5 protein-coding genes are annotated in these 5,169 nt (G+C 57.6%); 3 read left to right on the plus strand and 2 right to left on the minus strand.

Features of this window, described 5'->3' with window-relative positions:
• From V7680_RS14845 to V7680_RS14855, 3 genes are all read left to right on the plus strand, one after another.
• Positions 1 to 590: SDR family oxidoreductase (locus V7680_RS14845; RefSeq protein ID WP_335654040.1), on the plus strand; the 590-nt coding region annotated here is incomplete at its 5' end.
• 67 nt (positions 591 to 657) lie between these two features.
• Entirely contained in the window at positions 658 to 1,908 is a 1,251-nt protein-coding gene (locus tag V7680_RS14850; protein WP_335654041.1) for a cyclopropane-fatty-acyl-phospholipid synthase family protein, read from the plus strand.
• 45 nt (positions 1,909 to 1,953) lie between these two features.
• Positions 1,954 to 3,171, plus strand: a complete 1,218-nt coding sequence (locus tag V7680_RS14855; RefSeq protein WP_335654042.1) for a serine hydrolase domain-containing protein — start codon at positions 1,954 to 1,956, stop codon at positions 3,169 to 3,171.
• 6 nt (positions 3,172 to 3,177) lie between these two features.
• On the opposite strand, the gene V7680_RS14860 is transcribed toward V7680_RS14855, so the two are convergent.
• Positions 3,178 to 3,879: an SDR family NAD(P)-dependent oxidoreductase gene (locus tag V7680_RS14860; protein ID WP_335654043.1), complete on the minus strand. Its 702-nt coding sequence runs from the start codon at positions 3,877 to 3,879 to the stop codon at positions 3,178 to 3,180.
• A gap of 2 nt (positions 3,880 to 3,881) precedes the next feature.
• Positions 3,882 to 5,169: amidophosphoribosyltransferase (gene purF / locus V7680_RS14865; RefSeq protein WP_335654044.1), on the minus strand; the 1,288-nt coding region annotated here is incomplete at its 5' end.

Consider the following 5,169-nt stretch of genomic DNA (forward strand, 5'->3'; position numbering starts at 1 on the left):
GGGAACGGCTAGCCGCCTTGCATCCGGCCGCTGATGTTGTCGTAAACAATGCCGGTGTGACCGGTTTCGAGAAGGGCATTGGTCCGCACGACCCTGAAAATGCCACGCTTGAAGACTGGCGCGCGGTCCACCGGGTAAATCTTGACGGGACCTTTCTCGGCTGCCGCTATGCGATCCGGGCGATGAAGGACAAGGGGAGCGGCTCGATCATCAATATCTCGTCGCGATCGGGGCTGGTCGGCATACCGGGCGCGGCTGCATATGCCTCTTCCAAAGCGGCCATTCGCAATCACACCAAATCGGTTGCGCTCTATTGCGCTCAGCAAGGCTGGCAGATCCGCTGCAATTCTATCCATCCCGCCGCGATCATGACCCCGATGTGGGAACCGATGCTTGGTGTCGGTGAGGAGCGGGCGGCGTCGCAACATGCACTCGTCCGTGATACACCGCTGAAGCGCTTTGGGAAAGCCAGTGAAGTGGCGGCGATTGCGGTGATGTTGGCCTCGGACGAGGCTAGCTATATTACCGGATCAGAACTGAATATCGACGGCGGCATTCTCGCCGGATCGGCCGCCGCGCCGGGTCGTTGAACCGGAGGCAGGACCTAAGGGATAGTTCTACGTTGCCAAGCGCTTAGCGCTAGTCCATATTTGCATCATGAACGTCGAAACTCTCAAACGCGGGCAGCATCTGCTTGATGCGCGCAAACGCTTTGCTACCGGTAGCGGTTTTTTCACGCGCCTGTTCGCTCCCGGTTTTCACCATATTCTCGACCGGATCGATGCCGGAATGGACCATGGTACTTTCGAGGGAAAGTTGCCCGACGGTACGACTAGAATATTGGGAGGCCGTGGCGACGGCCCGATGGCAACGATCGAACTGCACAGCTGGAACGCTTTGCTGCGCTTGATCAACGGCGGGTCGGTCGGCTGGTATCGGGCATGGGAGCTGGGTGAGTGGGAGAGCACCGATCTGGTGTCGGTGTTTGATCTGTTTACCCGCAACCGCGAGGGCCTGAAAAACACTGGCCGGGCATCGGGTTTCTTCAACTGGATTGTCAAGCGACGACACAAGAAGCGCGGCAATGACAAAAGGCGCGCGCGGCAGAATATCCAATATCATTATGATCTCGGCAATGATTTTTACCGGCTCTGGCTTGATGAGAGTATGAGCTATTCTAGCGCAATTTTTACAGATAAAAACAATGACCTAGCTAGTGGTCAGCGCAACAAGATCGAGGCCATAGCGCAAAGGCTATCGACCAGGCCGGGCGACAGCGTGCTTGAAATCGGCTGCGGCTGGGGCACGCTTTCGGGCAGTCTGGCACGCGATCATGGTCTGGAAGTAACCGGAATTTCACTGTCCGACGAACAGACTTCGTGGGCGCGGGAACATCATCCCGAGGCCCAATATCTCATTCAGGATTACCGCGATGTCGAAGGCCAATATGATGCGATAGCCAGCGTCGAAATGGTCGAAGCGGTCGGTCAGCAATATTGGCCGGATTTTCTTGATTGCATCGAACGCAATTTGAAACCCGGCGGCCGGGCGGCGCTGCAATATATCTTCATTGCGGACGATATATTCGAACAATATGCGTCGAGCGCGGACTTTATCCAGACTTATATATTCCCCGGCGGCATGTTGCTTTCGGAAAGCCGCTTCCGCGCACTGGCTGAAGCACGCGGTTTGCAGTGGAGCGATCAGGAAAACTTTTCCCTCGATTATGCGGAGACGCTGAGGATCTGGGGTGAACGTTTTGACCAGGCGGTCGACCGCGGGGCATTGCCGACCGGATTCGACGAGCGGTTCGTCCGACTGTGGCGTTTTTATCTCGCTTATTGTGAAGGCGGGTTTCGCGGTGGCGGTATTGGTGTCGCACAAGTGACGTTGATCAAAGACCAATGACGAGAATCTGCCAAAGCGGGTCCGTTAAACAGGGAGAGCGTAACGATGAGAAATTTGGTGAAACTGGCGATGCTGGCCACGGCCTGCGTCAGCCTGACGGCCTGCGAGAAGGTCCAGAAAGTCGCGGCCGATGCCGCCGGCTTGCCGACTGACGAAAACGTGCTGTTCTGGACCCAAGACCAACGCGACAATGCGTTTCGCCAGATGGAGCTGTTGGCGACCACGCGGACGATCGAAGCGGGTGACACTATTCGTGTTCTGAAATCGGGAGATGCCTTCCCGGCGACCTTACCAGCGGTGGAAGGTGATTCTGCTCCCGGATTGTCGATCGATGAATATATGGCCGATCAGCGACTGGCAGGACTGGTTGTGTTGCAAGACGGCAAGATCCGGCTCGAAGAATATCGCATGGATTTTGGCCCGGATGATCGCTGGACCAGCTTTTCGGTCGCCAAGTCTTTGGTATCGTCGCTGGTCGGTGCCGCGATCAAGGATGGCGCGATCAAGTCGCTCGATGATCCGCTGACCGACTATATCCCGGAACTGACCGGCAGTGGCTATGATGGCGTGACCGTCGAACAGCTGCTGACGATGACTTCAGGCGTGAGATGGAACGAGGATTATGAAGATAAAGACAGCGATGTAGCGCGGTTCAATACCACCAAGTCGAAAGACGGTGTTGATCCGGTCATCCTCTACATGAAGACGCTGGTCAACGAAGCCAAGCCCGGCACGCGCTGGCAATATAATACCGGCGAAACCAATTTGATCGGTGTGCTGGTTGCCAAGGCGACCGGTAAGTCACTCTCGGAATATCTCTCCGAAAAAGTCTGGCAGCCTTATGGCATGGCCAAGGATGCGGTCTGGATATTGAATGATGGTGGCAAGGAAATCGGCGGCTGCTGTATCTCTGCCACCACCCGCGATTTTGCGCTGTTTGGCCAGTTTGCGATGAACGGCGGGAAAATTGGCGAGAATCAAGTCGTGCCCGTTGGCTGGTATGACAAGGCCGGCACGAAGCAGGCCGACATCGGCGTAGAAGGCCGCGGCTATGGCTATCAATGGTGGACCTATGATGACGGCAGCTATGCTGCGCAGGGCATTTTCGGCCAGGGAATATTTATCGATCCGAAGCGCAAGCTGGTGATTGCCGGCAATGGCAACTGGCCGCGCGCGACTCCGGACGACAAGAAGGTTGGGCGCGATGCATTTTATCGCGCGGTGCAGGCCTATGTGGATAGCGAAGCGGCGCCCGCCGAGTGATGTCGGCTAGCTGACTGCGAACCGCTCGCCGGTTTCGAAGTCGCTGGCGAGTATCTCTACCAGCCGGTCGGCGACGACCGCTGGTAGTTTTACGCTTTCCGGATCTTCGCCGGGATAGGCGCTGGCGCGCATTTCGGTGCGGGTCTTGCCGGGATCGACAATTGCCGTGCGAATCTTGCCCAAATTGCGCATTTCTTCACCGTAACTCAGCACAAGTGTTTCAAGCGCGGCCTTTGACGACCCATAAGCGCCCCAGAATGCGCGCGGGTTGCGACCGACGCTGCTGGTGATCGCGATCAGCCGTGCATCCGCGCTCTTGCGGAGCATCGGGTCAAAACCTGCGATCAACGCTTGCTGCGCGAGCAGATTGAGGGTGATGATCTTGTTATATTCCTTGCCGTCAATCGCCGGAACCGGCCCGAGCGATCCCAGCATGGCAGCGTTGAGAACCAGCATGTCGAGCCCCTCCCAGCGACTGGAAATCGCGGTAGCCAGACGCCCGATACTGTCGCCGTCGGTCAAGTCGAGCGGTGCGATGGTCGCGTTACCGCCAGCCTGATGGATTTGCTCTTCGATCTTTTCCAGATCGTCGGCGCTGCGTGCGGTGATCACGACATGGGCGCCTTCCTTGGCCAATGCCAAAGCGGTTGCCGCACCGATACCGCGGCTCGCACCCGTAACGAGCGCCAGTTGACCTTCAAATTTCATAGTCAGTTCGCTGTTTGCTTGAGGCGAGGCAGGTCGCCAGATGGTTCATGGTCCCGTGCGGTACCGGATGAATCTGACCGTTCGTTGAGCATGGTCAACTGGTCGGGTTCTTCCTCACCATCGCGGTCGGTGAGAACAGTCGGATAGGCGCCGGTGAAACAGGCGTCGCAATATTGCGGCTGGATATCATGGCGGGTCTCTTCGCCCGCAGCGCGGTAGAGGCCGTCGATCGAAACGAAAGCGAGGCTGTCGGCCTGAATGAATTCGCGCATTTCCTCGATCGATTTACGGGCCGCGAGCAATTTTTCACGCTTCGGCGTGTTCACGCCATAGAAGCAGCTGTGCATCGTTGGCGGGCTGGCGATCCGCATATGGACTTCGGCTGCGCCGGCTTCGCGCATCATCTGGACGATTTTCAGGCTGGTGGTGCCGCGCACGATCGAGTCGTCGACCAGTACGATTTTCTTGCCGTTGACCAGAGGGCGGTTGGCATTGTGCTTGAGCTTGACGCCGAGATGGCGAACACCGTCGGTCGGCTGGATGAATGTACGGCCGACATAATGCGAGCGGATGATCCCCAGTTCGAACGGGATGCCCGATTCTTCGGAAAAACCGAGCGCCGCCGGGGTGCCGCTGTCCGGTACCGGAATGACATAATCCGCGACAACAGGGCTTTCGATCGCCAGCTGCGCACCAATGCCTTTGCGCACGCTGTAAACCGAATTGCCGTCGACAATCGAATCGGGCCGAGAGAAATAGACATGTTCGAAAATGCAGGGTCTTGCCTGGTTGTTGGGAAACGGACGATGGGAGCGAAGTTCACCGTTTGTGACCACGATCAGTTCGCCGGGTTCGACGCTGCGGACATATTCCGCGCCAACCAGATCGAGCGCAACGGTTTCGGAAGCGAAGACATAGGCTTCACCGATCCGGCCCATCACCAGCGGACGAATGCCGAGCGGATCGCGGCAGGCAATCATGCCTTCTGCGGTCATGCAGATCAGCGAATAGGCGCCTTCGACCTGTCGCAAGGCATCGATGAACTTGTCGAGCAAGGTACGATATTTCGACGTCGCGACGAGATGGATGATGACCTCGGTATCGCTGGTCGACTGGAAAATCGAGCCATGGCGGACGAGCTCGTCTCGTAACGCCAGGGCGTTGGAAATATTGCCATTATGGGCGATCGCAAATCCGCCGGAAGCGAGGTCCGCTTCGAGCGGCTGGACGTTGCGCAACGTGCCTGCACCGGTGGTCGAATAGCGGACATGGCCGCAGGCGGAATCGCCG

Source organism: Parasphingorhabdus sp. (assembly GCF_036963705.1).
Lineage (GTDB): Bacteria > Pseudomonadota > Alphaproteobacteria > Sphingomonadales > Sphingomonadaceae > Parasphingorhabdus.

Bases quoted from the DNA above. Each gene is read 5' to 3' on its own strand.
- V7680_RS14850 (WP_335654041.1), top strand. From the start codon at position 658: ATGAACGTCGAAACTCTCAAACGCGGGCAGCATCTGCTTGATGCGCGC.
- V7680_RS14855 (WP_335654042.1), top strand. From the start codon at position 1,954: ATGAGAAATTTGGTGAAACTGGCGATGCTGGCCACGGCCTGCGTCAGC.
- V7680_RS14860 (WP_335654043.1), bottom strand. From the start codon at position 3,879: ATGAAATTTGAAGGTCAACTGGCGCTCGTTACGGGTGCGAGCCGCGGT.